Source organism: Brucella sp. IR068, from assembly GCF_049065885.1.
GTDB lineage: Bacteria > Pseudomonadota > Alphaproteobacteria > Rhizobiales > Rhizobiaceae > Brucella > Brucella intermedia.
In genome coordinates this window covers 19,178-41,889 of record NZ_JBAKHE010000001.1, presented here as the reverse complement: position 1 = coordinate 41,889, position 22,712 = coordinate 19,178, and the positions used below count along the sequence as shown (strand labels likewise).

Here is a 22,712-nt window from a genome sequence, read left to right as displayed (position 1 = left end):
ATTCATGATTGCTTTTATGGATTCATTTCGCAAATAGATAATGGGAATGGATTGCATAGATTTCATGAATGGATAAAGCCATGTCGTTACATCGGCCCGAGCGTCTTGTCTGGGATCTGGACTGGAACCTGCTGCGCAGTTTCGTGGTGATCGCCGAGGTGAAAAGCATCACCCGCGCAGCCGAACGCCTCAACCTCAAACAGCCGAGCGTAAGCAATGCCTTGCGCCGTCTGGAAGACCGCATCGGCCAGCGGCTGGTGGAGCGGGACGCCACCCATTTTGAACTGACGGAAGTCGGCAAGCTTCTTTATGAGCAGAGCATCGAGGTCTTCGGCGCCATCTCCCAATTGCCGCAGCTGGTGCGCGGGGTGGGAGACGATGTGACCGGCCATGTCACCATATCGGTTGCGAGCCACATTATCTCGCCGATCTTCGATCAGGCGCTTGCGCTCTTTCACGAACAGCATCCGCGCGCGACCCTGACGATCAACGTATCCGCCAGCACCGAAGTCGCCCGGCTGGTGCGCGAGAAGCGCGCCTCTTTCGGTTTGGGGCTGGTAAGCAATCGCGATCCGGCGCTGGACTACACGATGGTCTATCGGGAGTTCTTCGGCTTTTTCTGCGGCCCCCGCCATCGCATGTTCGGCCAGTCGGGACTGACGCTCGCCGATCTGAAGGGGGAGCCGTCCGTGTCGTTCCAGACCGACCATATCGCCGACGCGCTGCGACCTGTCGCTCTCCTGCGCAGCGAGGCGCGGCTTTCGCCGGAGGTGGTCGGCACGTCATCGAGCCTTGAGGAAGTGCGCCGCATGATCATCACGGGCCTTGGCATCGGCCCGCTGCCGCTGCACGTGGCCCGGCGCGAGATCGATGACGGTCTTCTCTGGCGCCTGCCACCCTATGAAAACCCGCCCGCCATCGATGTTTTCCTGATCCACAATCCGGAAACCAATCTCAACAAGGCCGAGAAAGCCATGCTTGCCGGACTGAAGGGGCTGATCGCTTCCACGCCCATGGAAGAGCGTATCTATGGAGATTGACGAGCGGGCGTTACCCGCTCGTCCTTATGGCGTCATTCCGCCGCTTCGGCAGCGCATAGCGCATCGCATTCGGCGGTTTCCGTCGCAGCGGAAAGGCTGGCCTGACCAAGCGCGACGACGGCCATTGCGCTGAGGCTCGCCACGACCGAAACCCAGAAGCCGTTCCCGGCACCGAAATTGTCGACCACCCAGCCGGAAACGAAGGCCCCGAGCGCCATGCCGATGCCAATGCCAGTCATGACCCAGGTGATGCCTTCGGTCAGCATCGCTTCGGGCACGCGGCGTTCGATCAGGCCGAAGGCCGTGATAAATGTCGGGGAAATCGCAACACCGCTGACGAACACCGCCGTTGCCAGAAGCGCGGTTGATGTACCGGCGAAGGGCAGCGGCAGCGCAGTCAGGGCAAGGACGCTGACGGCGATCAGCAACTGGCGCTGCAATGGAATGCGGATCGACAATGCGCCAAGCGTTATCCCTACAAGAAACGAACCGATGGCATAGACACCGATGACGATGCTGGCGGCGCCGGGCTCGCCAAGCTCACGCGTGATCGCCACGGCGCTGACTTCAGCCGTTGCGAAGGTCGAGCCGACGAAGATGAGAGCAAGCGTGATGATTTGCACGGGACGCGACCAGATCGCCGAACGTTGCGGGTGGTTCCGGTCGAGCGCACGAACCGGCGGCTCGCTGGAACGCTGCAGGAGGAAGGCAACCGTCCCCACGGCGAGGAAGGCCGTGCTGATCAGCATTCCAGCTTCGGGAAACAGCGAAACCGCCAGGGCCACGGAAAGGGAGGCACCGGAAATATAGACCAGCTCATCAGCCGCAGATTCAAACGCGAAAGCGGTGTTCAGCTCGGGACGATTGCGGAAAATTTCAGTCCATCTTGCCCGCACCATCGCGGGAATGCTGGGCATGACGCCGGCAAAGAACGCCGAGGCGAACAGGGTCCAGTTGGCCCAACCCTGATTGGTAGCTATGAGCAGGAAGACGAAGGCTATCACCGAAACGATGGTGGCGGGCATGACGATGCGGCTTTGTCCGTAACGGTCGACAAGGCGCGAAATCTGCGGCGACACAAAAGCATTCGTCAGCGCGAAGGTGGCGGAGACCGCGCCCGCCAGCCAATATTCGCCATGGGTCTGCGCGAGCATGGCTACGATGCCGACAGGCGCCATCGCAATGGGAAGACGGGCGAAGAATGCAGCCGCCGAAAAGCCGACAGCGCCGGGCGCGCTGAAAATCTCTCTATATGGATTGGACATCGGAGTGGGTCCTTGAAAGGGGAAATTGCATCACTTGCATACGGTCCGTATGTTAATTAAATAATTGATACGCGGCGTATGTCAACTAATATACGCAGCGTATCTGAATAAATGGAGCGACGATGCGTAAACCTCGCAGCGAAATGATTGCCGAAACAAGGGCGAAGCTGATGGCTGCGGGCCGCAAGGCTTTCGGCACCGTTGGCTATGCCGAAGCTTCGATGGATGACTTTACCGCCTCCGCCGGTCTGACGCGGGGCGCGCTCTACCATCATTTCGGCGACAAGAAGGGTCTTCTGCAGGCCGTGATCAACGAAATCGATTGCGAGATGGCCGCGCGGCTGTGCACGATTTCGGCGAAGGCGCCCAACCGCTGGCAGGGCTTTGTCGACGAGAATGTCGCCTATATCGAAATGGCGCTGGAACCTGAAATCCAGCGCATCATGTTCCGCGACGGACCGGCGGTGTTTGGCGATCCGTCCTGCTGGCCGAGCGCCAATGGCTGCATCCGCACGATCACCACAAGCCTCGATGCCTTGCGCGAGGAAGGCGTCATCATCGATATCGACGCGGAAGCCGCCGCACGGCTGATCAACGCGGCAAGCAGCAGCGCGGCGCAGTGGATCGCCAATTCCGACGATCCCGAAGCCACGTCAAAGCGCGCGGTGAAGGCGTTCCGGACATTCCTGGAAGGTCTGTTGAAGCGGGAAGGTTGAGCTAGCCCGAGACGATCGAGGTGAAATCAGCCATGCCCGCGAAACGGGCGGCACGGACCTTGCCATATTTGCTCTTGTCGACGACAAGATGTTTCTCGACGGCGCGTTGCATGGCCATCTGCTTGATCGGCACTTCGTGGAAGTGCGAGCACGTGACCCCGTGCTGTTCATCGACCCCGCCGGCGGACAGAAAAGCCTTGTTGATGTTGACGCGCTTCAGCACATCGATCCCCTCATCGCCCGAAAACGATGCCGCCTCCGGGTGGTAAAGCCCGCCCAGAACGATGAGGCGCACATCGCCGCGCTGCGACAGGATTTCGGCGATGTTGAGCGCATAGCAGACGACGGTGATGTGCTGGTTCTGCGGAATGCGGTGAGCAAGATGCGGCATCGTCGTGCCGCAATCGATGAAAACCGTATCATAGGGTTCGATCAAAGCAGCGGCTGCGGCGCAAGCCTGCGCTTTCGCGCCGGCATGGCTGTCCTTTTCAAAATCGAAGACATAATCGCCGTTGGCACCGTCTTGTGTGGGGATAATGTAACCACCCAAACAATTGAGCGCTGCGCCGTCGCTGCCTATATCGCGGCGGATCGTCATTTCCGAAACGCCGAGGCGCGCTGCCGCATCGCGCAGACGAAGCACGCCGACTTCATCGACCAATGCCGCCAGTTCAGCGATGCGCTCTTCTTTTCGGCTGATTCTGCTCACACTGTCCCCAATTCTTGCAGTCTGCTCATCCGTTTATACGTCCCTCACATTTCACGCAATTACGATCCTTCGATCTTGACAGGCCGAACATAAATGTGAAACGATCCAAACATAATGATCGGATTATAACATTATAATTCGCATTGTCGGGAGGATATGACAACAGGGTTTTGCGCGCGCCGGACAGAATTCGGTTCGCAGCGTCAAACAGGCGGGAAAACAGATTGATTTTCGCCCGGCCGGGAAGCCGGGCATGGAGGAGAACGCCGGTGCACCCACCGTTCCGGGTGCACCGGCGCAGCAACAGTTGAGCCTGTCGGAGCCACCGAGGCAGACGGCCAAGGAATTCCCAGGGAGGAAAAACCGGTGAAAAAATTTCTAGCATCCGTGGCGATTGCCATGTCCGTTGCCGTTCCGCACGCTTTCGCGGAAGGCGTCGTTGATACGTCGAAGATCAACAAGGAACTCATCACCACGGCCAATGACAAGAAGTACACCATCGCGACGGTCGTGAAGGTGGACGGCATTGCATGGTTCGACCGCATGCGCGATGGCGTGGACCAGTTCAAGGCCGATACCGGCAATGACGTCTGGATGGTCGGCCCGAGCCAGGCGGACGCCGCGGCACAGGTGCAGATTGTCGAAAACCTGATCGCGCAGGGCGTTGACGCTATTGCCATCGTGCCGTTCTCGGTCGAAGCAGTGGAGCCGGTTCTGAAGAAGGCGCGCGAGCGCGGCATCGTGGTCATCAGCCATGAAGCATCCAACATCCAGAACGTCGACTACGACATCGAAGCCTTCGACAACAAGGCCTATGGCGCCAACCTCATGAAGGAACTGGGCAAGTCGATGGGCGGCAAGGGCAAGTATGTCACGACCGTAGGCAGCCTGACCTCCAAGTCGCAGATGGAATGGATCGACGGTGCCGTCGAATACCAGAAGGCGAATTTCCCGGAAATGGCAGAGGCAACCGGCCGCCTCGAAACCTATGACGACGCCAACACCGACTATAACAAGCTCAAGGAAGCGATGACCGCCTATCCGGACATCAAGGGCATTCTCGGCGCGCCGATGCCGACCTCTGCCGGAGCCGGACGCCTGATCGCCGAAGGCGGTCTCAAGGGCAAGGTCTTCTTCGCAGGCACGGGCCTCGTTTCGGTGGCTGGCGAATATCTGAAGAATGACGACATTCAGTACATCCAGTTCTGGGACCCTGCCGTTGCAGGCTATGCCATGAACATGCTGGCCGTCGCAGCGCTTGAAAAGAAGAACGACCAGATCAAGGCCGGTCTCAATCTGGGTCTGCCGGGCTATGAAAGCCTGCTGGCGCCGGATGCCGCCAAGCCGAACCTGCTCTATGGCGCAGGCTGGGTCGGTGTGACCAAGGAAAACATGGATAAGTACGACTTCTGATATCCATGGATGTTTAGAGCGCATCCCGAAAAGTGTGAAACGGTTTTCGGAATAGATGCGCGTCTAAACAAACATATGGAGCGCCGATCTGATTCAATCATATCGAAACGCGCTTGACGGGAGGAGCTTCATGCCCCTCCCACCCTGCCAATCGCATTCCAGCCTTGCACGAGGCCCCTCATGAGTGAAAACCTGATCGAACTGCGCCATATCGGGAAACGTTTCGGTGGCGTCAGGGCGCTGGACGACGTTTCCTTTGCCATCAAGCCCGGCGAAATCCACTGTCTGGCAGGCGAGAACGGCTCCGGCAAATCTACCATCATCAAGGTCATGTCGGGCGTCTACACGCCGGAAGACGGCGAGATACTGATCGACGGCAAACCTGTCGGCAAGCTCGATCCCGTCAAGTCGGTTCATCATGGCATCCAGGTGATCTATCAGGATTTCTCGCTGTTCGGGAACCTGACCGTTGCCGAAAATCTGGCCATCAATACTTTTCTGATCGAAGGCCGCAAGGGCGTCGACTGGAAGCGGGTGCGCGAACTGGCGCAGAAGGCACTGGACCGGCTTGGCGTCAGCATCGACCTCGATGCGGATGTGGACAGCCTGCCCACTTCCGGCAAGCAGATCGTGGCGATTGCGCGCGCCGTCATGGCCGACGCCCGGCTCATCATCATGGACGAACCGACAACCGCACTGACGCGGCATGAGGTGGACGCGCTGTTCAGGATCGTGCGCGATATTCAGACGCAGGGCATCGCGGTGCTCTTCGTCAGCCACAAGATGCGCGAGATGCTGGAAATAAGCGAAAGGCTGACCGTCTTCCGCAACGGCAGGAAAGTTGCCGAAGGCCCGATTTCCGATTTCGACGAGCCGTCGATCACACGCGCCATGACCGGCCAGGAACTCACATCGGACCATTATCACTGGACCCCGCGTGAAGGCGCTTCGGCCAATCCGACGCTGGAAATCGCCAATCTCTCCGTTCCCGGTTCCGTGGACAATGCCAGCCTCACCCTCCATGCAGGCGAGATCGTCGGCATATCCGGGCTGATCGGTTCGGGCCGCACGGAGCTCGCGCTGGCTCTCTTCGGCATGAAGCCGGATTTCACCGGCACCGTGCGTATCGACGGCAGGCAGGTCCACCCGAAAACCGTGCAGGAAGGGATCGCCTGCGGCGTCGCCTATGTGCCGGAAGACCGCCTGACGGAAGGCCTGTTCCTGGCGCAATCGATCGAGCGCAACATCATCGTGACCTCGATCGAGAAATTCGTGCGCGGCCTTTTCATAGACCGCGCGAAGGCGGACACCACGACCCGCGACATGTTTTCGGCAATGCACATCGTGGCCCCCGGCCCGCATACGCCAGTCAACCACCTGTCGGGCGGCAATGCGCAGCGCGTGGTGCTGGCGCGCTGGCTTTTGACCGGCGCCAAGGTGCTGATCCTCAATGGGCCGACCGTGGGTGTCGATGTCGGCTCCAAGGCGCAGATCCACAACATCATCCGCAAGCTCGCGCGCGATGAAGGGCTCGCCGTCCTGATGATTTCCGATGACGTGCCCGAGTTGGTGCAGAACTGCAATCGTGTGCTGGTGATGCATCGCGGGCGTTTCGTCGATGAGCTTTCCGGTGAAACCATGACCGAAGATGCCGTCAACGACCGGCTCAAGACGCTGAATTGAGGAGCCGGCAAATGAAATTCTTCCGCAGTACCGAATTCATCATTGCCTGCGTCCTGTTCGCGGCGATGGTCATTATCGGCCTCATCAATCCGGCATTCTGGTCGCTGGACAATATCTTCGGCCTCCTGCGTTCCAATGTCGTGATCGGCATCATGGCGCTCGGTGTGTTGCTTGTGATGATTTCCGGCGGCATCGATGTTTCCTTCACCGCCTTTGCCATCGCGGCCATGTATCTGACAGTCCGCGCCATGGTCTATCTCGGCTATGACGGCGTGTTCATTCCCTTCGTCGCGGCAACGCTGATCGGCCTGCTGCTCGGCGCTTTCAACGGCCTGATCATCCATCGCTTCAAGATGATCCCGCTGATCGTCACGCTCGGCACAGGCTCCATCGTGCGCGGACTGGTGCTGGGCCTTGTCGGCACCAGCATCGTCAACATCAACAAGATGCCGAAGGAACTGATCGCATTCGGCAAGACCGATGTGATCTCGCTGACATCGGCCTCCGGCACGGCTTTCGGCCTGACCGCGATGTTCCTCGTCTATCTGGCGCTGGCGCTGCTGATCCACCTGATCCTCAACTATACGATGATCGGGCGCAGCGTCTATGCCTATGGCGGATCGCCGGAAGCGGCAAAGCGCGTCGGCTTCAATACCCGCCGCACCATCTTCTTCGTCTATTGCGTGGCCGGGGCGCTCGCAGGCTTCGCGGGCCTTCTGCATTCCTCGATGATCTGGCTTGCCAATCCGCGTGATTTCGTCGGGCTTGAGCTGGACGTGATCGCAGCCGTGGTTCTGGGCGGCGCGTCGATCTTCGGCGGACGCGGCACCGTTCTCGGCACGCTGATGGGTGTCTTCATGCTCGTCATGGTCAAGAACTCGCTCATCATCATGAAGGTCGACACCACATGGCAGCGCGTCGTGGTGGGTCTCATCATCATCGTTGCCACCGCCATCACCGCATGGCGTGACCGCAAAAGCATCGCCTGAGGAGACAAGCGACATGAAACAGTCTTCCGACATGCGCCGCATCCTTGGCGGAGACAGCAATATCATCCAGCTCATCGTCATCACCGTGCTGGTCTTTGCGTTGATGACCTGGATGAATCCGGACAAGTTCCTGCGCTATTACAACTTTGAATCCATCAGCTACATCATGCCGGAGCTGGGCATCCTCTCCGTCGCCATGATGATTGCCATGCTGACGGGCGGCATCGATCTTTCGGTGGTCGGCATCGCCAATCTGGCGGGCATCGTGGCCGGGGTTTATTTTCACTCCTCCATGGTGCAGGCGGCACAGGCCTCCGGCTCGGGGATGCTGTTCTACACCATCATCGGCATATTGCTCGCACTGCTGGTCGGGCTTGTGTCGGGGCTGGTCAACGGCCTCCTCATAGCCAGGCTGCGCATCACGCCGATCCTCGCCACGCTCGGCACCGGACAGGTGCTGATGGGGCTTGCCCTGGTTCTGACCGGCGGGCCTGCCATCGTCGGCTTCCCCGATGCGTGGAACTGGGTCGGTAACGGCAATCTGTTCGGCATCGCCACGCCTTTCCTTCTGTTCATCGCGGTGTGCATCGTCGTGGCAATTCTCCTGACGCGCACGACGCTCGGCATCAATCTCATGCTGATCGGCACCAATCCCCGGGCTGCCGTCTTTGCCGGCATCCGCAAGGAGCGCATGATCCTTTACTCCTACATGCTCACCGGCGTTCTGGCTTCCATAGCCGGGATCATCCTCTCGGGCCGCACCAACGCCGCCAAGTCGGACTATGGCGCGTCCTACCTGCTGCAAGCCGTGCTGATCGCCGTTCTCGGGGGCACCAATCCGGCAGGCGGCAAGGGGCGGGTGCTGGGCATCGCCATCGCGCTCGTGGCGCTGATGCTGCTTTCCTCCGGCTTCCAGATGATGCGGTTCTCCAACCATCTCATCGATTTCATCTGGGGCGCTTTCCTCATTCTCGTCATCGCGATCAACGCATCGCGCAATCAGGGCAGGTGATCCCTATGCAAAATATCGGGCCGGACATCGAATTTCATCTTCGCCGCCAGGATTTTGTCGAGCAGCCGCATGTGATCGCCAACACCTATGGCCTCAGCGTCACCGCCTTTCGCTATCCAAGCGGCATAGAGGCCCTGCTGGTCGAGAACGAGCGCGGCAACATCATCGTGCTGCCCTTCATGGGCCAGATGATCTGGGGGGCTGAATTCGACGGCGTGGACCTCACCATGGGCAACAGCTTCTCCATGCCGCGCCCGGCAACCACCATCGTGGAAACCTATGGCTGCTTTGCGTTCCACAGCGGCATCCTGCGCAATGGCTGTCCTTCGCCTCAGGACAATCATCTTCTGCATGGCGAAATGGCCTGCGCAAAGATGGACAAGGCGGGCCTTCTCTTTGGTCATGACGCGCGCGGCGTCTTTGTCGAGATCACCGGCGAATACGAATATGTAATGGGCTTCGGCGCGCATTATCTGGCACGGCCAAGCGTGCGGCTTCATGCCGATGAAACGCTGTTCGACATCACCATGGACGTGGAGAACCTTTCATCCGCTCCTATGGAGCTGATGTATATGTGCCACGTCAATTTCGCCTATGCGGAAGGCGCGCGGATCGTGCAGCCGGTGCCCTATACGCCGGATCACGTGCAGGTGCGCACCGCCGTTCCCGGCCACGTTACGCCCAACGACGATTACCTGTCGCTGATCGACGAACTGGCCTCCGACCCGGCCGCGATGGAAGTGCTGGATGAACCGGAGCGCTACGATCCCGAGCAGGTCTTCTATATTCGCGGCTTGCCGAAAGATGCCGATGGCAACACACATCTGATGATGCAGCTTCCCGAGGGCGACGGATTTGGCATTTCCTACCCGACCGAAATCTTCCCAAAAACCGTGCGCTGGATTCTCGTGAACGGAGACGCGCAGGTTGCAGCCTTTGCCCTGCCCTCGACCTGCGAGCCGGAAGGCTATCTGGCCGAAAAAGCCAAGAACAATGTGCAGGTGCTGGCACCGGGTAAGCGCGCCGTCTTTCCCGTGCGCGTCGGCTATCTCGATACGACAGCCGCCGAACAGTTTGAAGCCACGATCAAGGCACTCTGAAATTTCAAAGGAACGTCTCATGACCAGAAAGATCGGAGTGGTCGGCTCCAACATGGTGGACCTCATCACCTATGTGAACCGTATGCCCGGCCCCGGCGAAACGCTGGAAGCCCCGACATTTGAAATCGGCTGCGGCGGCAAGGGCGCCAATCAGGCCGTCGCCGCCGCGCGCCTTGGCGCGGATGTGATGATGGTCACGCGGGTGGGCGACGATATTTTCGCCGACAGCACCATCCGCAACCTGAATGAGTTCGGCGTCGATACGCGCCATGTGCGCAAGGTCCCCGGCAAATCGAGCGGCGTAGCCCCAATCTTCGTCGAACCCTCGGGTGAAAACTCGATCCTCATCGTCAAGGGCGCCAATGCCGATCTTCTGCCCGCCGAAGTCGACAAGGCTGCCAACGATCTGAAAGCTTGCGGCCTTATTCTCATGCAGATGGAAGTTCCGGTCGAGACCGTCTATCACACCATCGCCTTTGCTGCAGAAAATGGCATTGAAACCATCCTGAACCCGGCCCCTGCCGCCGCCGATCTCGATCCCGAATTGATCCGGCAGGTGACCTTTCTCGTGCCGAACGAGAGCGAGTTGGCAATCCTCTCCGGCCTGCCGACCGGGACGGACGATGAAATCGTCAGCGCAGCGCGTTCGCTCATCGCGCGTGGCATCCGCACCGTCATCGTTACGCTCGGCGGACGCGGAGCGCGGATGATTACGGCAAGCGAAATCGTCAATATTCCGCCAGTCAAGGTCACGCCGAAGGACACGACTGGCGCAGGCGATGCCTTTATCGGCTCCTTCGCCCGGTTTTACGCCGGGACCGGCGATGTGGAGGCCTCGCTTCGCAAGGCCGCCCTGTATGCGGCCCATTCCATCACCCGGTCCGGCACGCAGAAAGCCTATGCCAGCCAGGAAGAATTCGAAACGTTCTGCCGCGATCACGCCCCCTCGACCGAACGCGCCTGATCGTAACTGAACCCATGAACGGACAATGAAATGACCGAAGCCCTCCCCCGCAATAACGGGACACCGCTCAAGCCGGACTGGTTTGAGGACGTGTCCGTCAATCGCAGCGCCTCCGAGCGCCGCGCCGCCACCATCAGCGCCCGCCGTTCGGTGAAGAAGGAATATCAGGCGGCGTGGCTCATCCGCGCCATCCAGTGCATCGACCTGACGACGCTCGCCGGCGACGATACGGCGGGCCGCGTGCGCAGGCTCTGCGCCAAGGCGCGCCGTCCGGTACGCGAGGATATTCTGGAAGCGCTGGGCCTCGCGGATGCAGGCATCACCACCGGTGCGGTCTGCGTTTATCCGACCATGGTTCCGCACGCCGTGAAAGCGCTTGAAGGTTCCGGCATTCCGGTCGCCTCGGTGGCGACGGGCTTTCCTGCCGGTCTGACCCCCTTGCCGCTGCGCCTTGCCGAAATCACCTATGCGGTGGAACAGGGCGCGCATGAAATCGACATCGTGATTACCCGCGAGCACGTGCTGACGCAGAACTGGTCAGCCCTTTACGACGAGATTGCCGCCATGCGGGAAGCCTGCGGCGATGCGCATATGAAGGCGATCCTCGCCACCGGCGATCTCAACACGCTCACAAATGTCTATCGCGCCTCGATGGTGGCGATGCAGGCGGGTTCGGATTTCATCAAGACCTCGACCGGCAAGGAAGATGTCAACGCCACCTTGCCGGTGAGCCTGACCATGGTGCGGGCGCTGCGCGATTATGGCGCGCTTTCCGGCCAGAGCGTCGGCTTCAAGCCTGCGGGCGGCCTCAAGAGCGCCAAGGATGCGCTCGCCTGGCTCACCCTGATGAAGGAAGAACTCGGCAATCGCTGGCTGGAACCCGATCTGTTCCGCATCGGCGCATCATCGATGCTTGGAGATATCGAACGGCAATTGGAGCACTTCGTGACCGGGCGCTACTCCGCCGCCAACCGTCACGCTGCTGCATAAAGTTTATCGCATTTCTGCGACGCCAAAAGCTCCATTTGGCTGCAAATGCTTAGAGGATTTTCAGAATGCGACCCATCAAGGACATTCTCAAGACCATGGAATACGGACCTTCACCCGAAGCAAACGGCGATGTGAACCTGTGGCTGGAACAGCATGGCCGTTCTTTCGGCCACTATATCAACGGAGCCTTTGTCAAGCCGGAAGGCCGCAAGGCGATCGCCGTCGCCAATCCGGCCAATGGCGACAAGCTCGCAGAAATCACCTGCGGCAATGCGGATGATGTCGATCAGGCGGTAAAGGCCGCCCGCGCCGCTTTCGGCAAATGGTCCAAGCTGTCGGGCTACGAGCGTGCGAAATATCTCTATGCCATCGCGCGCCATATCCAGAAGCGCGAGCGCTTTCTGGCCGTGCTGGAAACCATGGACAATGGCAAGCCGATCCGCGAAACCCGCGATATCGACATTCCGCTCGCCGCCCGCCATTTCTACCATCATGCGGGCTGGGCCGAGATGGTGGAAGATGAGTTCAAGGGCTTTTCGCCGGTCGGCGTCTGCGGTCAGGTCATTCCGTGGAATTTCCCGCTTCTCATGCTTGCCTGGAAGATCGCACCCGCTTTGGCCGCCGGTAACACGGTGGTTCTGAAACCTGCCGATCTGACGCCGCTTTCGGCCATTGCCTTTGCTGAAATCTGCCACGAAGTCGGCTTGCCCGCAGGTGTCGTTAACATCGTGCAGGGCGATGGCACCACCGGCGCGGAAATCTGCGGCCACGACGGGGTGGACAAGGTTGCCTTCACCGGCTCGACGCGGGTTGGCCGCGTCATTCGCGAGCAGATCGCAGGTTCGGGCAAAAAACTGTCGCTGGAACTGGGCGGCAAGTCGCCCTTCATCGTCTTTGAAGATGCCGATCTCGATGCCGCGGTCGAGGGTGTGGTCGATGCCATCTGGTTCAATCAGGGCGAAGTGTGCTGCGCCGGATCACGGCTGCTGGTGCAGGAAGGCATTGCCGGGCGTTTTTATGCCAAGCTGAAAAAGCGCCTCGAAAGCTTGTGGGTCGGCGATCCGCTCGACAAATCGACCGATGTCGGGGCCATCGTCTCGCCCGGTCAGGTGAAGCGCATTTTCGATCTTATCCAGAAGGGCATCGAGGAAGGCGGCGAATTGTGGCAGACGCCGAACCCGCTGCCAGCCAAGGGCAATTACATCGCCCCCGGTTTCTTCACCGAAGTGGATCAGGCCTCGACCGTGTGTCAGGTGGAAATCTTCGGGCCGATTGCGGCGGCGACGACCTTCCGCACCCCGGACGAAGCCGTCTCGCTTGCCAACAATACGCGCTACGGGCTGGCTGCGTCGATCTGGTCTGAAAACATCAATGTCGCGCTCGATCTTGCGGCGCGGGTGAAGGCCGGTGTCGTCTGGATCAACTGCACCAACATGCTGGATGCCGGAGCCGGTTTCGGCGGCTACCGCGAAAGCGGGTTCGGCCGCGAAGGCGCACGCGAGGGCATGTACGAATATCTTGTCTCCGATTGGGAAAAGGCCCTCTCCCCGGCCGAGGTTGCGGAAGTCTTCGTGCCATCGGCCTCGCCTGCCAGTGACGACAAGGTCGCTATCGACGGTATTGATCGCACGATGAAGAACTATATCGGCGGCAAGCAGGCGCGCCCCGATGGCGGCTACAGCTATTCGGTCATCGGCAAGGGTGGCGCGGTCATCGGTCAGGCCGGGATCGGCAATCGCAAGGACATTCGCAACGCGGTGGAAGCGGCGACAAAGGCCGGAAGCTGGGGCGCAGCAACAGCCCATAACCGGGCGCAGGTGCTCTATTATCTCGGCGAAAACCTTGATGCGCGCCGGGCGGATTTCGTGGCGCGACTGATGGAAAGCACCGGCGTCAACGAGAAAAAGGCGGAAGAGGAATTTGAAACCGCGCTGCGCCGCATCTTCTATTATGCCGCGCAGGCCGACAAGTTCGACGGGGCGGTGCACTCAACCAAGTCGCGCCATGTAACGCTGGCGATGAACGAACCGTGGGGCGTGATGGGCATCGTCTGCCCGGACGAAGCGCCGCTTCTGTCGCTCGTCTCGCTCGTGCTTCCCGCAATCGCCATGGGCAACCGAACGGTGGTCGTGCCTTCCAGCCGCCAGCCGCTGGTCGCAGGCGACTTCTATCAGGTGCTCGACACGTCCGATGTGCCGGGCGGCGTGGTCAATATCGTCACCGGAGAACGCGACCTTCTGACGAAGACGCTGGCCGAACACGACGATGTTGCGGCTGTCTGGTACTTCGGTTCCCGCGAGGGCAGCGCCATGGTCGAAAAGGCTTCAGCCGGAAACCTCAAGGCCACTTGGGCCAACAACGGTCGCCTGCCCAACTGGCTTAACAGGGCCGAAGGACAGGGCCGTGATTATCTGCGGCGGGCTGTGCAGGTGAAAAATATCTGGGTGCCTTACGGGGCATAGGCCAAGAATAAAAGGCCCGCTTCGGCGGGCCTTTTGCTGTGCATTTACTGCGGCACCCACAAAATGGCGTCGGAATTGATCCCGAGAAGCAACGCCTGCGCGACAGCACGCGCCTTCAACTCTTCGCTTGGCTCCGGCTCGCGCGACAGCACCCAGAAGTAACTGCGCGTAGAGCCGACAATGATCGACCATTGATAGCCGCCTTCATCGATATCCATGATGTTGTAGCCGCCGTAGAATGGCCCGAAGAAGGAAACTTTCAACGCGCCTTCGTCGGGAGACCGAACAAAGCGCGCGGTTCCGGTGGCCTGCGTCCAGCGACCTTTCCACGGATCGAAGCCGCGATTGACCACTTTCACCGTTTGATCGGGATTCAGCGAATATTCCGCGGTCGTGCGCGTCAGACCACGCTCGAAACGGTTTTCAAGCCGTCCCACTTCGTACCACTTGCCGAGATAGCGCGTGAGATCGAAGGGTTTAACCGGGACTATTCCCTGTGGAATTTGCGGCGAGCTTGCCCGGGTCAGCGCGTATCCCGCGGCCAATCCCGTCAGACCCAGGGCGAGTTTTCCAAATCTCATCGTCTTCCCTTCCTTTTTCGCATGAAGAGAAAAACCGATGCCGGGGCGATTGGTTCCCCACAGGCGGCAGGACGCCCTTTCGCAACGTCATCCAACTGTCACGCAATCCGAATAGAAGCTCCCAAGTCATTTGGATTGCGGGAAAATGTTACAGTCCTCTAATATAAAAGCGGATATTGCCGTTCGGGCTGAGGGGCTGAATCTTGCCTACGGTCCGACCACGATATTGAAAAATATCGATCTTTCACTGCCGCGAGGACAGACCCTCGCCCTGCTAGGGCCGTCCGGTTGTGGCAAGACCACGCTGCTTCGCCTCGTGGCCGGACTGCTCGCCCCGACGAAAGGATCGATCACGATCAACGGCATCACCGTCGCGGATGCCCGGAAGGGCACTTTCGTCCCGCCTGAAAAGCGGCATCTCGGCATGGTGTTTCAGGATTATGCGCTCTGGCCGCATATGACCGTTTTCGGCAATGTGTCCTTTCCGCTCGAAATGCGCGGGCTGGGCCGCGCGGAGCGGGAAAAGCGCGTTGCCTCCGCACTCGACCGCGTTGGTCTGGCCGGATTTGGAGAGCGTGCGATCAGCGATATATCGGGCGGCCAGCAGCAGCGCGTCGCCATTGCCCGCGCCATCGTTGCCGAACCGGGACTGGTATTGTTCGACGAGCCGCTTTCCAATCTCGACCGGGAACTGCGCGAAAACATGGTCACCGAGATCGGGCAGCTTGTCGCCAATCTGGGCCTGACCGCGATCTATGTCACCCACGACCAGAGCGAAGCCTTTTCCCTGGCCGATCAGGTGGCTGTCATGCGCGCCGGTGTGATCGAGCAGCTGGCTTCGCCTGAAGCGCTTGTCGCCGAGCCGACCACACCTGCGGTCGCCGATTTCCTGCGGCTCGGCTGTGTCGTACCGGTCGAACAGCGCGACAATGCCTACAAGATCGCGCGCACTGAAATCCACATCGCCCAAGGTTCCGCCGCCGGACAGGCAACCCATGTGCTGTTGCCGTCGCGCTCCGTGCGCAGCGTTCCCGTCCATGAAGCCGCAATTCCCGCAACCGTGCTGCGCTCGCAGTTTCGCGGCGACGGCCACCTGACCACGGTGCGCATCGGTTCGCAGCAGGACGGTCACGAACTGACTTATCTCGACCATATCCGCCTTTCTCCCGGCGTTCCGGTCGGCATTTCGGTCGATGCCAGCCAGCTGCGCTGGTTTTCGAAATAGGACCATTCCATCAGGCAACATCTCAGGAGAGACAGATGAAAAAATCCATTCTCGGCGCAGGGCTGGCGCTTGTCACCGCCTTGCTGTCCAGCACGGCAGCCCATGCAGACATCACCGTCTATTCGGCTGGTCCCGGCAGCCTGATCGAAAAGCTTGCGGCAGGCTTCACCGCCAAGACCGGCGCGAAGGTCAACGTCTTTCAGGCAACCACCGGCAAGGTCATGGCGCGCATCGAAGCGGAAGCCGCCAATCCGGTTGTCGACGTTCTGATTTCGGCGTCCTGGGACACGGCAACCGACTTCGCCAAGCGCGACTGGCTGGTGGCCTATACCAGCCCGAATGCGGAGAAAGTACCGGATTTCCTCAAGAACGAAACCGCGGTCGCGCAGGGCGTCTCCGCCCTCGGTATCGCGTGGAACCCAGCGAGCAAGACGCCGAAGCCTGCCGAATGGGCCGATCTCGCCAAGCCCGAATACAAGGATCAGGTCAACCTGCCGGACCCGGCGCAGTCGGGCGCGACCTTCGAGCTCGTTGCCGCCCTTCAGGCCCAGCAAGGCTGGGACCTTTTCAAGAACCTGCATGAAAACGGCGCGGCTGTGGCCGGTGCCAATGCAGAGGCTCTGAACCCCGTCCTTCAGGGTGCCAAGGCCGCCGTGTTCGGTGCCGTCGACTATATCTCGCTTGCCGGCAAGGCCAAGGGCGAATCCATCGACGTCATTTTCCCGGCATCCGGCACAGTGATCGCGCCCCGCCCCGCCATGATCCTCAAATGGTCGAAGAACCAGGATGAGGCCAAGCAGTTCGTCGACTACATGCTGTCCGACGAAGGCCAGAAAATGGTTGCCGACACCTATCTGATGCCTTCTCGCACCGATGTTCCAGCCAATCGCCCGCTGATCGGCGATCTTAAAATCCTGCCGATCGACGCCAAGGAAGTCTACGGCAAGCGCGACGAGACGCTGAAGGAATTCGGCGCCGCCTTCGCAGCCAGCAACTGATATTTGAGGGGAAGACAGACATGAAGACAGGCGGTGCGGCGGCTCGCAATCCGCTCGGGTTCGTTGCGGTTGCCGGGCTCGCTTTCATCGTCGCGGTACCGTTTGTCTTCATCGTTCTTCAGGCTGTCTTTCCGCAACTGGGGAGAGGCTCGCTGGCCGAGCCTTTCCTGCATCTCCCGGCCCTGTTTGAAGACCCGAAGCTTTTGCGCATGAGCGGCAACACAGTGCTGCTGGGGCTTTCGGTGGTCGTGCTTTCCGCCTTCATCGCCGTTCCGCTCGCCGTTTTCCGCGCGCTCTACAAGGTGCCTTTTGCCGTCCTGTGGGACGTGCTGATGCTCGTGCCTTTCATGATCCCGCCCTATATCGCCACGCTTGGCTGGATCATGACGCTGCAACCGCGCGGCTATCTCGAGCAACTCATCGGTTTCAATCTGGCGCCCTTTCTGTTTTCGGTCGCCGGCATGAGCTTCGTCATGGCGCTGAACACGTTTCCGCTCGTCTATTTTGCGGTATCGCGCACGATTGAAGCGGTCGGCGCACGTTATTCCGATGTCGGTCGCGTGTTCGGCGCCTCGCCGTGGCGCTCCTTCTTCCGCATCACCCTGCCACTGGCGACACCGGGCCTTGCGGCAAGCCTTTTGCTCGTTTTCGCCGCAGCCATCGAGGAATATGGCACCCCGGCAGCCCTTGGACGCCGTTCCGGCTTTGAAGTGCTGGTGACGGAGATCGATCTTCGCATTTCCGACTGGCCCATCGACCTTGCGGGTGCTGCCGTCTTTTCGCTGGCGCTCGTCTGCCTGTCGCTGGCGGCTTTTCTGGTCCAACGCTGGATATTGACGCGCCGGTCCTATGTGACGACCGGCGGCAAGCCACAGGCAAAGGACAAGCGTCCGCTCGGAGCGCTCACCATTCCCGTGGTCGCTCTCTTCGCCCTCGTTGCCTTCGCTGCAACGGGCGTTCCCCTGCTGGCCATTCTGGCGACCGCTCTTTCCAAGACCGTATCCGGCGGGCTGGTGCCGTCGAACCTCGGCTTCGACAATTTTGCCGCCATTGCCGAAAACAGCGCAGGCGGCATGCGCGCGCTCGTCAACAGCCTCTCGCTCGGCGTCGCAAGCGCTCTCCTGACCGGGCTTCTCGGCGCGGTCGCCGCCTATGCCGTCGTGAAGATGCGTTTTCGCGGGCGCTTCTGGCTCGACATACTGACTGTCCTGCCCAATGCCTTGCCCGGCGTCGTCGTCGCGGTCGGACTCATTCTGGCCTGGAACCAGCCCGCCCTGCCCGTCTCGCCCTACAACACACCGCTGATCCTGCTGCTTGCCTATTGCTGCATTCTTCTGCCGCAGCCGATCCGCTATGCATCCGCTGCCTTCCACCAGATCGGCGACAATCTGGAAGCCGCGGCGCGTGTGTGCGGCGCAAACAGCTTCACAGCTTTCCGGCGCATCATGCTGCCGCTGATCGCGCCAAGCCTCATAACGGCCATGCTGCTCGTCTTTGCCATTGCCACGCGTGAGCTGGTCGCATCCATACTGGTCGCTCCGGTCGGCATGCAGACAATCTCGATCTTCATCTGGCGTCAGTTCGAGCAGGGCTCTGTCGGGCTCGGCATGGCCATGGCATTCATCGCCATCCTTATCACCACACTTCTGCCGCTGATCCTGATGGGCTTGTTGAAGCGCTCCGGCCTCGTTAGAATCTGACCTTCCTTCCCTACGGGGACATGCTGCAACAGCAGGGTCGAAATTCAAGCGCATCGAAAAGCCGGGAGAACCATTTTGACGAAACAAGCCGTTGTCTTGAAAAGAGAAGACTGGGCGAGGCGCGACGATGCGTGGTCCGGCCGCGTCGAAGGCAAGAGATTTGGTACCGATGCGTCGATCATATTCTTCTCGACCGATGTTGTCGGGCATGGTCCCAAACTGCACCAGCACCCTTATGACGAGATTTTCATCGTTCGTCAGGGAAATGCGCTGTTCATGGTCGGCGACGAAAAGATGGAGGTATCAGAAGGCCAGGTTGTATTCGGTCCGGCAAACATACCGCACAAATTCGTCAATCTCGGCCCCGGACGTCTGGAAACAACGGATATTCACGTGAGCCAGCATTTCGAGCAGGAAGACCTGGAGTGAAATGAGGGGCAACGCCTCACAGCATTTTCGGTAGAATTGGCTTGCCATAGCCGCAAAAGATGATAATTTTAGTCATATTAATGCATTGATATGTTGGCGCATATCCACGAAACACTTCCGGCAGACGAGCCGGAATTTCAACGAAACGCTGCGCACACGGATCGGAACGTTTTGGGCTTCTGGCATTCGATGATCTGGCAGGCCGAAGGCATCCGGGTGGTTGCGCCGGTTCAATGGCGTGTGCTGGATGGGCTGGTGAGCGTCTATTGGGAGGCTGAAAGCCAGACGGGAGCCAACGGCTATTTCCTGTCGCACGATCCCCGCATCATGATTTTCTTCCAGGATGTTTCGTCCAACATTCGCATATCGAACGATAGCGGTGTCTTTACCCAGCATCACCGCTCCCAGCACCATCGCCCGATGACGCGGGCGATCTACATCCCCGCTGGCGTCCCGATGTGGACGAATACCGTTTCGCTCCACCGTTTTTCACATCTGAACCTGCATTTCCACAAGGACCGGCTGCTCAAATATCTGAGCCCCACGCTTGGTGCATCCATGGCGATGGCCGCCATGCGCAGCCCGGTGGAAATTCAGGACCTCGGCGCCATAGAAACGCTTGCCCGCCTGATCGTCGACGAGACAGCCAATCCAACGAAACACGGGCTTTATGCTGAAAACCTCATTGGCAGCATTCTGACCGGCCTTCTCGATATACCCGGGGAAGACAACAGGCAGGGTTATGGACGCCTAACCATGGCGCAGATGAACAGGCTCAATGCGCGTTTCGACAGCTGCAGCGACCGCCGGTTGAGTGTTGCCGAAATGGCCGCAGCCGTCGGTCTGTCGGAAAGCTGGTTCGCCAATGTCTTCAAGCAGACGACCGGCAAGACACCATTGCAATGGCAGATGGCGAAGCGCATCGATCGGGCGCAGCAATTGCTGGCGGAAAGCGACATGACTGTCGCCGGCATCGCGGCCCAGCTCGGTTTTACCGATCAGGCCCATCTAACCAAGGCTTTCCGGCAGGTCGTTGGTGAAACGCCTGCCGCGTGGCGGCGTTTCCAGTCCAAACGCTAGCTGTTCCCGGTTGAGGCTCCGCTGCCTTTACTGACGGAACCGCTCACTCACCACGTTCGGCGCAGCGTCGCGGTGATCTCCCGGCCCGGATTGTAGAAATCCGCTCCAAAGCCGCCATAGGCGACATATTTCTTGTCGAACAGGTTGCTGACATTGACCTGCAACGCCGAGTTATCGAGAAACTCATAGGTAAACGCGGCGTCGAACACCACATTACCGCTCGTGCCCGACGTATTGTCCGGCGTAAAGTAATAGGCGCCGATATAGCGGCCACCAACGCCGAACGTCATGTCGCCACGACGACCGCTGCCCTCGATCTTGTAGTTCGCCCAAAGCGACGCAAGGTGTTTGGAAACAAACTGCGGACGGTTGCCCTCATTGCCGCCAGTGCCGTTCTCGACGATCTCCGGGTCCATATAGGAATAGGCCGCGATCAGGTTGAGATTGTTCGTCAGCTCGGCCTTGGCTTCCAGATCGATACCGCGAACGCGAACTTCGCCAATCGTGGATGGCTGAAGCGTAATGGGATCGTTGACCGAAATATTGTTCTTGGTCAGGTCGTAAACAGAAGCGGTGAACAGGGCCGGAAATGCGGTCGGCTGGTATTTCACCCCGACTTCGATCTGTTCACCCCGCTCAGGATCGACGCCGATGGCCGGGGGCGCGACCGATTCAGCATAGCTCGTATAAACCGCCCATTCATCGGTCACCCGATAGGTGAGGCCGAAGCGGCTGGTGAACTCGCTCAGATCACCATCTGTCGTCTTGTTGCTGAGATTGTTCGTCTGCGACAGGTCGAGCCAATCATTGCGCAGGCCAACACTGGCGATCAGCTTTTCTGCGAATGTCAAATCTTCCTGGAAATAGATTGCCCTGGTCTTCTGCCGGGTCGACGTATTGCCGATGAGCGGCAGACCAACCGGGGCACCGGTAAAGACCGGGTTGGTCCAGTCTATGCCTGGTGCTGGACCCCAGAGTGTCTTGTTGGTCGCCGAATAATTGTTGTACTCGATGCCCGCCATCGTCCGGCTTTCAAACCGGTCGAAGCTGGTTTCATATTTGAGATTCACATCGCCCACGAAATTCTCGGCCGAGGATTCGTTCCCGAAGAAATCGCGCCGGGCAATCGTTGAGCCATCGGTCGGCGTCGCAGAAATATAGGCATAGCCGAAATCGGTATCCTGATTGCTGTAACGTCCGTTTGCGCTCAACGTCAGGCCATTGCCGAAGTCATGATCGAACATGGCGCTGACGGTATTCCGGTCGGTACCGCGATAATTGAAGTCAGGCTCTCCAAAAAAGCGGCTTCTGCTGAAATTGGTGCCGACCGGATGGCCCCCGCTTCCGGGCACGCCATTACGGTGAAGATGATCAAAGATCACCGTCAGATTGGTCGCATCGCTCGGACGCCAGGTCAGGCCGCCCATGATGAACTTTTCATCATCGCGCGAATAATCATATTCGGCATCGGCATCCTTGAACTTGCCGGTAAGGCGATAGGAAAGCGTTTCATCGCCGGTCAAATTATCGCCGAAATCGAAGCCGACTTCCTTATGATTGAAGGACCCGCCCGTAACATAAGCTTCGCCGAAGCGCTCCGTTTTCGGTCGCTTGGTCACATAGTTGACCATGCCGCCGGGATCGGAAACACCGAAGGCCGTGGAACTGGCGCCTTTCAGCACTTCGATACGTTCGAATGCATAGGGCTCCTCCCGCACACCCCCAAAGGGGCGGCCAAGCGTAAGCCCGTCGCGATAGGTGTTGGCGTCGAAGCCGCGTATCTGGAAGAAGTCGAACCGATCATCCGATCCGTAGAAATTGGTGGACACGCCTGCCGTATATTGCAGAACCTGCTCGACAGTCTGGGCGTTACGTTCCTGCATTTCCTTGGCAGTGATCACCGATACGGAAGCTGCCGTGTCCATGATATCCGCCGCCATCTTGCCGCCGCCGGTTGTGCGCGTTGCGACGATTGATTTGGAATCGTCGTCGCTTCCGCCGGAGCCATTGACCGTGATGGTCTTGAGCACCGTGGTCGTTTCCCCCGTTGCCGCTTGCTGCGCCGAAGCCAGATCGGGCATGGATACGACCAGCGCCGTACACCCCAGAAGAATTGCCCTGCGGTAGCGGACCCGCGTGATCTTCTTCGTCTCAGCAGTCTTTTCAGTGTCCATGGTCAGGTCCGATATGCAGTTTGCGGCGGCCGCCTTCGGCGACGGTTTTCAAATCGTGGGGATGTTGGCCAGCCTTGCGATTCCAGCCTTTCAAAGACCGGACGCGTCCGGTCATCGACTGTCGGTAAACTGAAATTGTCCCCGGATCGCCATTAACTTGATAAGCGTTGTCCAGTATTGTA

Annotated in this window: 19 protein-coding genes; 15 read left to right on the top strand and 4 right to left on the bottom strand. The window is 59.5% G+C overall.

Annotation, left to right across the window (positions count from 1 at the left end; all coding sequences use genetic code 11):
• The first annotated feature begins 80 nt into the window (after nucleotides 1-80).
• Nucleotides 81-1,040 carry a LysR family transcriptional regulator gene (locus ACOWVS_RS00190; RefSeq protein WP_006468308.1) on the top strand — a complete coding sequence of 320 codons (960 nt, stop codon included), beginning with the start codon at nucleotides 81-83 and terminating at the stop codon, nucleotides 1,038-1,040.
• Between the two features lie 32 nt (nucleotides 1,041-1,072).
• Here ACOWVS_RS00190 and ACOWVS_RS00185 read toward each other — a convergent pair whose 3' ends face one another.
• Nucleotides 1,073-2,305, bottom strand: a complete 1,233-nt coding sequence (locus tag ACOWVS_RS00185; RefSeq protein WP_025092119.1) for an MFS transporter — start codon at nucleotides 2,303-2,305, stop codon at nucleotides 1,073-1,075.
• 122 nt (nucleotides 2,306-2,427) lie between these two features.
• Here ACOWVS_RS00185 and ACOWVS_RS00180 point away from each other — a divergent pair, with 122 nt between their 5' ends.
• Entirely contained in the window at nucleotides 2,428-3,021 is a 594-nt protein-coding gene (locus ACOWVS_RS00180) for a TetR/AcrR family transcriptional regulator (RefSeq protein WP_006468306.1), read from the top strand.
• 1 nt (nucleotide 3,022) lies between these two features.
• Here the strand turns inward: ACOWVS_RS00180 and ACOWVS_RS00175 are convergent, their stop codons facing one another.
• Complete coding sequence (locus tag ACOWVS_RS00175) at nucleotides 3,023-3,730, bottom strand: DeoR/GlpR family DNA-binding transcription regulator (protein WP_006468305.1); 708 nt, start codon at nucleotides 3,728-3,730, stop codon at nucleotides 3,023-3,025.
• A 366-nt stretch (nucleotides 3,731-4,096) separates the two neighbouring features.
• On the opposite strand from ACOWVS_RS00175, the gene ACOWVS_RS00170 reads away from it, so the two are divergent.
• The 8 genes from ACOWVS_RS00170 (at nucleotide 4,097) to ACOWVS_RS00135 (ending at nucleotide 14,343) form a co-directional block, all read left to right on the top strand.
• Nucleotides 4,097-5,143, top strand: coding sequence for an autoinducer 2 ABC transporter substrate-binding protein (locus ACOWVS_RS00170; RefSeq protein ID WP_006468304.1), 1,047 nt, complete (start codon nucleotides 4,097-4,099; stop codon nucleotides 5,141-5,143).
• A 180-nt stretch (nucleotides 5,144-5,323) separates the two neighbouring features.
• Nucleotides 5,324-6,826 (top strand): sugar ABC transporter ATP-binding protein, encoded by a 1,503-nt coding sequence (locus ACOWVS_RS00165; protein WP_075041576.1) that lies wholly within the window; start codon nucleotides 5,324-5,326, stop codon nucleotides 6,824-6,826.
• An 11-nt stretch (nucleotides 6,827-6,837) separates the two neighbouring features.
• Complete coding sequence (locus ACOWVS_RS00160) at nucleotides 6,838-7,815, top strand: ABC transporter permease (RefSeq protein ID WP_006472056.1); 978 nt, start codon at nucleotides 6,838-6,840, stop codon at nucleotides 7,813-7,815.
• A gap of 13 nt (nucleotides 7,816-7,828) precedes the next feature.
• Nucleotides 7,829-8,827: an ABC transporter permease gene (locus ACOWVS_RS00155; RefSeq protein WP_006472055.1), complete on the top strand. Its 999-nt coding sequence runs from the start codon at nucleotides 7,829-7,831 to the stop codon at nucleotides 8,825-8,827.
• 5 nt (nucleotides 8,828-8,832) lie between these two features.
• On the top strand, nucleotides 8,833-9,927 hold the full coding sequence (locus tag ACOWVS_RS00150; protein WP_006472054.1) for an aldose 1-epimerase family protein: 1,095 nt from the start codon (nucleotides 8,833-8,835) through the stop codon (nucleotides 9,925-9,927).
• A gap of 19 nt (nucleotides 9,928-9,946) precedes the next feature.
• Nucleotides 9,947-10,891 (top strand): ribokinase, encoded by a 945-nt coding sequence (gene rbsK, locus ACOWVS_RS00145; RefSeq protein ID WP_025092120.1) that lies wholly within the window; start codon nucleotides 9,947-9,949, stop codon nucleotides 10,889-10,891.
• Between the two features lie 30 nt (nucleotides 10,892-10,921).
• A complete protein-coding gene (gene deoC / locus ACOWVS_RS00140) occupies nucleotides 10,922-11,881 on the top strand; it encodes a deoxyribose-phosphate aldolase (protein WP_006468299.1) in 960 nt (319 codons plus the stop codon).
• Between the two features lie 65 nt (nucleotides 11,882-11,946).
• On the top strand, nucleotides 11,947-14,343 hold the full coding sequence (locus ACOWVS_RS00135; protein WP_006468298.1) for an aldehyde dehydrogenase family protein: 2,397 nt from the start codon (nucleotides 11,947-11,949) through the stop codon (nucleotides 14,341-14,343).
• A gap of 44 nt (nucleotides 14,344-14,387) precedes the next feature.
• On the opposite strand, the gene ACOWVS_RS00130 is transcribed toward ACOWVS_RS00135, so the two are convergent.
• Nucleotides 14,388-14,924 carry a lipocalin family protein gene (locus tag ACOWVS_RS00130; RefSeq protein ID WP_006468297.1) on the bottom strand — a complete coding sequence of 179 codons (537 nt, stop codon included), beginning with the start codon at nucleotides 14,922-14,924 and terminating at the stop codon, nucleotides 14,388-14,390.
• 145 nt (nucleotides 14,925-15,069) lie between these two features.
• Between ACOWVS_RS00130 and ACOWVS_RS00125 the strand changes: the two genes are divergently transcribed.
• From ACOWVS_RS00125 to ACOWVS_RS00105, 5 genes are all read left to right on the top strand, one after another.
• A complete protein-coding gene (locus ACOWVS_RS00125; protein ID WP_006472053.1) occupies nucleotides 15,070-16,149 on the top strand; it encodes an ABC transporter ATP-binding protein in 1,080 nt (359 codons plus the stop codon).
• Nucleotides 16,150-16,184: 35 nt separating this feature from the next.
• On the top strand, nucleotides 16,185-17,147 hold the full coding sequence (locus ACOWVS_RS00120; protein WP_006468295.1) for an ABC transporter substrate-binding protein: 963 nt from the start codon (nucleotides 16,185-16,187) through the stop codon (nucleotides 17,145-17,147).
• 20 nt (nucleotides 17,148-17,167) lie between these two features.
• On the top strand, nucleotides 17,168-18,847 hold the full coding sequence (locus ACOWVS_RS00115) for an ABC transporter permease (protein WP_006468294.1): 1,680 nt from the start codon (nucleotides 17,168-17,170) through the stop codon (nucleotides 18,845-18,847).
• Between the two features lie 75 nt (nucleotides 18,848-18,922).
• Nucleotides 18,923-19,276: a cupin domain-containing protein gene (locus ACOWVS_RS00110; protein WP_006468293.1), complete on the top strand. Its 354-nt coding sequence runs from the start codon at nucleotides 18,923-18,925 to the stop codon at nucleotides 19,274-19,276.
• Nucleotides 19,277-19,447: 171 nt separating this feature from the next.
• A complete protein-coding gene (locus ACOWVS_RS00105) occupies nucleotides 19,448-20,356 on the top strand; it encodes a helix-turn-helix domain-containing protein (protein WP_198510844.1) in 909 nt (302 codons plus the stop codon).
• A 47-nt stretch (nucleotides 20,357-20,403) separates the two neighbouring features.
• On the opposite strand, the gene ACOWVS_RS00100 is transcribed toward ACOWVS_RS00105, so the two are convergent.
• Entirely contained in the window at nucleotides 20,404-22,530 is a 2,127-nt protein-coding gene (locus tag ACOWVS_RS00100; protein WP_006468292.1) for a TonB-dependent siderophore receptor, read from the bottom strand.
• Between the last annotated feature and the right edge of the window lie 182 nt (nucleotides 22,531-22,712).

Coding starts and splice junctions, on each gene's coding strand:
- ACOWVS_RS00100 (WP_006468292.1), bottom strand. CDS start 22,530: ATGGACACTGAAAAGACTGCTGAGACGAAGAAGATCACGCGGGTCCGC.
- ACOWVS_RS00190 (WP_006468308.1), top strand. CDS start 81: ATGTCGTTACATCGGCCCGAGCGTCTTGTCTGGGATCTGGACTGGAAC.
- ACOWVS_RS00120 (WP_006468295.1), top strand. CDS start 16,185: ATGAAAAAATCCATTCTCGGCGCAGGGCTGGCGCTTGTCACCGCCTTG.
- ACOWVS_RS00130 (WP_006468297.1), bottom strand. CDS start 14,924: ATGAGATTTGGAAAACTCGCCCTGGGTCTGACGGGATTGGCCGCGGGA.
- ACOWVS_RS00185 (WP_025092119.1), bottom strand. CDS start 2,305: ATGTCCAATCCATATAGAGAGATTTTCAGCGCGCCCGGCGCTGTCGGC.
- ACOWVS_RS00155 (WP_006472055.1), top strand. CDS start 7,829: ATGAAACAGTCTTCCGACATGCGCCGCATCCTTGGCGGAGACAGCAAT.
- rbsK (WP_025092120.1), top strand. CDS start 9,947: ATGACCAGAAAGATCGGAGTGGTCGGCTCCAACATGGTGGACCTCATC.
- ACOWVS_RS00125 (WP_006472053.1), top strand. CDS start 15,070: ATGTTACAGTCCTCTAATATAAAAGCGGATATTGCCGTTCGGGCTGAG.
- ACOWVS_RS00135 (WP_006468298.1), top strand. CDS start 11,947: ATGCGACCCATCAAGGACATTCTCAAGACCATGGAATACGGACCTTCA.
- ACOWVS_RS00165 (WP_075041576.1), top strand. CDS start 5,324: ATGAGTGAAAACCTGATCGAACTGCGCCATATCGGGAAACGTTTCGGT.
- ACOWVS_RS00180 (WP_006468306.1), top strand. CDS start 2,428: ATGCGTAAACCTCGCAGCGAAATGATTGCCGAAACAAGGGCGAAGCTG.
- deoC (WP_006468299.1), top strand. CDS start 10,922: ATGACCGAAGCCCTCCCCCGCAATAACGGGACACCGCTCAAGCCGGAC.
- ACOWVS_RS00160 (WP_006472056.1), top strand. CDS start 6,838: ATGAAATTCTTCCGCAGTACCGAATTCATCATTGCCTGCGTCCTGTTC.
- ACOWVS_RS00150 (WP_006472054.1), top strand. CDS start 8,833: ATGCAAAATATCGGGCCGGACATCGAATTTCATCTTCGCCGCCAGGAT.
- ACOWVS_RS00115 (WP_006468294.1), top strand. CDS start 17,168: ATGAAGACAGGCGGTGCGGCGGCTCGCAATCCGCTCGGGTTCGTTGCG.